The following is a 3,988-nucleotide window of genomic DNA, read 5'->3' on the forward strand; positions in this document are numbered from 1 at the left end:
TCATAACCGGTAGGTCCGGGGTTCGAGTCCCTGAAGGTCCACCATATTTGGGGGTATAGCTCAGTTGGGAGAGCACCTGCCTTGCACGCAGGGGGTCAAGAGTTCGAATCTCTTTATCTCCACCATGAAAAGCAATCCAGTTAGGATTGCTTTTTTTATTTGCAAATTATTCATATTTTATTGTTATGTAAGTTATTTTTTAGTTAATTATTTTTAACAAATACTAAAAAAATATATTTTTATGTTATATTTATGATTAGTCTTACAAGAAAGGAAGTCGTAGTTATAAATGAAAACAACTAGAAAAACAAACAAAAAAATAACAATGAGGAATAAATTAACAAAGAATTTTATTCTTTTATCTATATTACCAATTTGTTGTATAATTTTTTTAACAATACCATATATAAAAAGTAATGAAAAGAGCAATTTTATACAATCAAGTTCAGAAGAAATTATTCAAGTCAATAATTATATTAATTCCTACTTTAAAGATGTATCAGAGGATTTACAGTTTATGAGCGAGGAAGATTTAATTAAACAGTCTTCAGGTAAACTTAACACATATTTAAACAAATCAAACACTTCAGATTTAAAACTCGATTATTCAAAAGAAGAAGCTATTCAACAAGAAATTTTTGAGCAATTTAACAATTTTGGGAATACACATCCAGAAACTTCTCATATTTATATAGGATTAAAAGATGGCGGATATATGCAATGGCCAGAGGAAACGTTACCATCAAATTATGATCCAAGAGAAAGACCATATTATAAACATGCAATTGAAAATAAAGGCAAAGTATCTATAACAAATGCTTATTATTTAGAAGATACAAATGAGGAAATTATTAGTGTAGTTAAAAGCATAGATGTCAATGGTGAAACTATAGGAGTTATTGGAATTGATTTAAAACTCAAAGAAATAGTAGATATGGTTAAAAAAATATCAATTGGGGGAGATGGTTATATTATAGTAACTGATAAATCTGGAAACATTATAGCAGATCCTCAACATGATAAAATGACTTTAAAAAATATATCAGAATTACATATTTCTGGAGTAGAGGATATTAGTGAAATATCATCTAAAGTAATAGATTCTACAATAGATAATGAAAAATCTATGATTAATATATATGCTCCACCTGAAAATGAATTCAAATTAATAGCAATAATACACAATCATGATATATATAAGGCTACTAATGCTGTGACAATCTTTATACTTATTTTAGCATTAGGAACTATTATTGTTTCTATAATTTCAGGGTTAAAATTATCAAGTAAAATTTCTAAACCCATAGAAGAAACTTCTTCTTATTTAAATTTACTGCAAAATGGTGATTTTACTCAAGACGTTCCTGTGAATATATTGCAACAAAAAGATGAAATAGGAATTTTGGGTGAAGCTACACAAAGCATGAAAAATTCTATTTCTAATTTAGTGATTGATTTAAAGGGAAGTTCATATACAATAAATGAAAGTGTAGAACTTTTAAATAGAATGTATGATTTATCAGATCAAGCTATAAGAGATATAACTGAGGCAATTGAACAAATTGCAAATAGTGCTACAGAGCAAGCTTCAGCTTTAGAAAATGGTGTAATGAAAACATCTGAAATATCTCAAAGTATAAGGGATTTGGACAGGGCAACATTAGAGATACAAAGTATATCCAATAGTAATAAAGAACTTAGTGATAAGGGATTAGATATAGTAAAAACACTTATAATTAAATCTAAAGAAGTAAATGAATCTACTAAAAAAGTTGATATATTAGTTAAGCAAATGAATACTATGTCTAATGAAATATCAGTAATAAGTGATACAATTGCTTCAATATCACAACAAACTAATTTACTTGCACTAAATGCTTCAATTGAGGCAGCTCATGCAGGTGAACAAGGAAAAGGGTTTGCAGTAGTAGCGGATGAAATTAGAAATTTAGCTGAGGAGTCTAGAAAGTCAGCTGAAGATATTAAAAATTTAATACTATCTATACAAAATCAAGTTTCGAAAGTTGTAGAATATACTAACATTTCAAATATGTCTACAGAAAATCAGCTTAAGATAGTTAATAATACTGAAGAAATTTTTAATAATATAAGTGAGGATATAAAAAATCTTAATTTAAGAATACTTGAAGTCAAAGGTCAATGTGAGCAGGTTAATATAAAACGTGAAGATTTGATGGAAACAATGGAAACAATTTCGGCAATATCAGAGGAAACAGCTGCATCAACAGAAGAAGTATTAGCTTCATCACAAGAACAAAGAACCACAGTTGAAGATCTTGGCGAATGTGCATTATCATTAAATGATCTTTCAAAACAATTAGAATCAAAAATAGATAATTTTAAAGTTGTATAGGTAACTATAGGGTTCCAATTTCAAATTTTAAATAATAGATTCATCAAATGACAATAGCAATATTAAAGTTTATTCTATTATCATGTTGGAAACCAATTAAAAAGTAAGAGTGAAGAGTGAAAAGTTATGGTGAATATTACTCACTTCGTTCGTAATATTTAAAATAGAAACACTTAAAAACTACGGTTTTATATTGTTTTCAATTAATTTACTTTGAAAATTATTATAAAATTTGATTCAAAAAAACTGAGACTTCAGTTTTATCATTCATTGTTAATTGTTTATCGTTAATTTTTACAATATACTTTATAAGTTATAGTTAGTAGTTTACATTACCCAAAAGTTTAGATAATATGTTAAAATAGTGGTTTGTATCTAATAGTTAGATTAATTTTAAAGATATAATAAAATATAGATATATAGTGAGGTAAGTTAAATGAAAATATTAATAACAAACGATGATGGAATATTTGCTAAAGGAATATTTTATTTAGCGCAACAATTAGAAAAAGATCATGATGTAATTATAGTTGCACCAAGTGAAGAAAGAAGTGCAAGTAGTCATGCGATAACTTTAAGAAATGATTTAATAGTTAGAGAAGAAAAGCTTGAAGGAATAAAATCTAAAGCATACAGTATAACTGGTACACCAGCAGATTGTACAAAATTTGCACTTACTAATATAGACTCAGAAATAGAATTAGTTATATCAGGAATTAACAATGGATTCAACTTAGGAACAGATGTTCTTTATTCAGGTACAGTATCAGCTGCAATGGAAGGACTAATAATGAAAAAGACTGCTATAGCATTTTCATGTGATGGTATTGAAGAGAATTATATAGAAACTGCAAAGTTAGCAGCCAAAATAGTAAAAAAATTGATTGAAAATGAATTTGATGCAAAAGTAATGTTTAATATAAACTTTCCATCAAAACTTAAAAGTAATGATATAAAGGTTTGTAAAATGGGGTATAGAGATTATAAAAATACTTATATTGAAACCTTAAATGAGGATGGTAGTAGGACAGCAAAAATATATGGAGAACCTATAAAAAAATGTGAAAAAGATACTGATATATATAATATAGAAGAAGGATATATCACAATAACACCACTTCAATATCAATTAACTCATTTTGAATCAATAGATTTAGTAAGAAACATATTGATGTAAATAAAATTTAATTAATATCTTATGAAATAAGCATAGCAAGGGGAAATTCCTCAGCTATGCTTTAATTTGTAAAGCGAAAACTATTCCTAGTGTATCAATGAATGAAAAAAAGAAGAAAAAAGAGAAAAAAAGAGAAAATGATGAATAAATTTGATAAATAATAGAAAAGATAAGTAAATGATGTAAGAGAAGGTAGTATAATAAATCTTGTCGCTGAGGCAAGTAAGTAAAGAGCAAAGCGATGTGGAAATAAACTTTAAAAACATTTAAAAAAAAGTGTTGACAAAAAAGTTTTAATCCAGTAAAATTATAAAAGTCGTCAGGTGATGATGACACATTGGTCTTTGAAAATTAAACAGATAATATATAGGTAAAACCAGTTAATTCATTGAGATTCTAATCAAATTAGAAGATCACATCGAAAGATGTAAAATTGA

General features: G+C 27.0%; 2 protein-coding genes and 1 tRNA gene. All 3 read left to right on the plus strand.

Features of this window, described 5'->3' with window-relative positions; all coding sequences use genetic code 11:
• The first annotated feature begins 49 nt into the window (after nt 1-49).
• The 3 genes from AC07E4_RS08195 to surE all read left to right on the plus strand — a co-directional run bounded on the left by AC07E4_RS08195 (nt 50) and on the right by surE (nt 3,551).
• Nucleotides 50-125: transfer RNA gene (locus tag AC07E4_RS08195), tRNA-Ala, on the plus strand.
• Nucleotides 126-289: 164 nt separating this feature from the next.
• Nucleotides 290-2,374 carry a methyl-accepting chemotaxis protein gene (locus AC07E4_RS08200; protein ID WP_478216101.1) on the plus strand — a complete coding sequence of 695 codons (2,085 nt, stop codon included), beginning with the start codon at nt 290-292 and terminating at the stop codon, nt 2,372-2,374.
• Nucleotides 2,375-2,810: 436 nt separating this feature from the next.
• A complete protein-coding gene (gene surE / locus AC07E4_RS08205; protein WP_034439812.1) occupies nt 2,811-3,551 on the plus strand; it encodes a 5'/3'-nucleotidase SurE in 741 nt (246 codons plus the stop codon).
• Nucleotides 3,552-3,988 lie beyond the last annotated feature (437 nt).

The sequence above is a fragment of the Clostridium amazonense genome, assembly GCF_056431285.1.